The organism is Chitinophaga sp. CC14 (genome assembly GCF_048957795.1).
GTDB classification, from domain to species: domain Bacteria; phylum Bacteroidota; class Bacteroidia; order Chitinophagales; family Chitinophagaceae; genus Chitinophaga; species Chitinophaga ginsengisegetis.
Window position 1 is genome coordinate 1 of record NZ_JARBFY010000010.1, and the last position, 1,697, is coordinate 1,697.

1 rRNA gene is annotated in these 1,697 nt (G+C 47.2%); it reads left to right on the top strand.

Going from position 1 to position 1,697, the window contains the following annotated elements:
* Positions 1 to 1,632: ribosomal RNA gene (locus PV783_RS34460) — 23S ribosomal RNA — on the top strand; the annotation flags it as partial.
* Positions 1,633 to 1,697 lie beyond the last annotated feature (65 nt).

Below are 1,697 nucleotides of genomic sequence, written 5' to 3' on the forward strand. Positions count from 1 at the left end.
GAAACATGCTGGAGCGTTTAGAAAAGAAAATGTAGGCATAAGTAACGATAAATAAGATGAAAAATCTTATCGCCGTAAGACTAAGGGTTCCTGATCAACGCTAATCGGATCAGGGTTAGTCGGGTCCTTAGGCAAAGCCGAAAGGTGAAGCTGATGGCAAACTGGTGAATATTCCAGTACCTGCTATAAATTCGATGGAGTAACGGAGTAGTGAAAGGATCGCGCACTTACGGAATAGTGCGTTAAAGGGCGTAGGTATATTTTTGGTAGGAAAATCCGCCAGAGATGCTGAAACCTGATAGTACAGCAAAGCTTCGGCCGCGCTGATAGTATCCCTAATCAGACTTCCAAGAAAAACTTCTAAGGTTCGTTTATAGCAGCCCGTACCGTAAACCGACACAGGTAGTCGAGATGAGTATTCTCAGGCGCTCGAGTGATCCGTGGTAAAGGAACTAGGCAAATTGACGCTGTAACTTCGGGATAAGGCGTGCCACAGTGATGTGGCCTCAGTAAAATGGTACAACCAACTGTTTAACAAAAACACAGGGCCCTGCAAAATCGAAAGATGACGTATAGAGCCTGATACCTGCCCGGTGCTGGAAGGTTAAGGAAGGATGTTCGGGGTAACCCAAAGCTTCTGACTGAAGCCCCAGTAAACGGCGGCCGTAACTATAACGGTCCTAAGGTAGCGAAATTCCTTGTCGGGTAAGTTCCGACCTGCACGAATGGTCTAATGAGTTGTACACTGTCTCTACCACGAGCTCGGTGAAATTGTAGTATCGGTGAAGATGCCGGTTAATCGCAACGGGACGGAAAGACCCCGTGAACCTTCACTACAACTTAACATTGATTTTGAATGCCAGATGTGTAGGATAGTTGGGAGACTATGAAGCAGCTTCGCCAGGAGTTGTGGAGTCATCGTTGAAATACCAACCTTCTGTTATTTAGAGTCTAATCCCAGTAATGGGAGACATTGTTTGGTGGGTAGTTTGACTGGGGTGGTCGCCTCCTAAAAGGTAACGGAGGCTCGCAAAGGTACCCTCAGTACGGTTGGTAATCGTACGCAGAGCGCATTAGTATAAGGGTGCTTGACTGTGAGGCAAACAAGCCGAGCAGGTGCGAAAGCAGGCTAAAGTGATCCGGTGGTTCTGTATGGAAGGGCCATCGCTCAAAGGATAAAAGGTACTCCGGGGATAACAGGCTGATCTCACCCAAGAGCTCATATCGACGGTGAGGTTTGGCACCTCGATGTCGGTTCGTCACATCCTGGGGCTGGAGAAGGTCCCAAGGGTTCGGCTGTTCGCCGATTAAAGTGGCACGTGAACTGGGTTCAGAACGTCGCAAGACAGTTCGGTCCCTATCTGTTGTGATCGTTAGTAAATTGAGAGGACATGACCTTAGTACGAGAGGACCGGGTCGTACATACCGCTGGTGTATCTGTTGTGCCGCCAGGTGCAGTGCAGAGTAGCTATGTATGGATAGGATAAACGCTGAAAGCATCTAAGCGTGAAACCTGCTTCAAGATGAGTTTACTTTTAAGGGCCGTCGGAGACTACGACGTTGATAGGTTACAGGTGTAAGGGTGGTAACATCGCAGCCGAGTAATACTAATTGCCCGTAAGCTTTAATTTTTTAAATATTACGCTAAAGAGTCTTAGAATACAACTTTCCCGATATGTTATCTTATTAGTTTGCTG